The 403-nt window shown below is 71.5% G+C and carries 1 protein-coding gene; it reads right to left on the reverse strand.

From position 1 onward, the window contains the following. Positions 1-403, reverse strand: a 403-nt coding sequence (locus OO68_RS41710; RefSeq protein ID WP_033314725.1) for a transposase, incomplete at both ends; no start/stop codon positions are given.

Genomic DNA, 403 nt, shown 5'->3' on the forward strand with positions numbered 1-403 from the left:
TCCGGCTCGTCTGCGGTGCGGGACGATCAGGCCGGTCCCCAGGTAGGCGCCGTCCGCGATCACCGTCGTGCCTGCCGCCACCGCGGGCAGGTCCGACTCCGGCCAGACATGCGCATCTGCCTTGTTCCCGGGCGTCGGCCGGGCGGATGCCACCACCAGGCGGGTGTCGGCATCGATGATGACCTGCACATTCGCCGAGAACCGGTAGTTGCGCGAGGGGGCGCCGACCTTCCGGTCACGAACCGGGACCAAGGGGCCGTCCACGATCCATAACCGGTCGGTGCCCGCCACCGGCCTCGGCGCGGGCTCCAGCGCAAGCAGCGGTCGCAGGCGCTGGATGACCCGGCAGACGGTGGCAGGTGAGCAGCCGAAGAGCGGGGCGAGCTGCCGCATGGTGAGGTTC

It is taken from the genome of Streptomyces iakyrus (assembly GCF_000717055.1).
GTDB lineage: Bacteria > Actinomycetota > Actinomycetes > Streptomycetales > Streptomycetaceae > Streptomyces > Streptomyces iakyrus.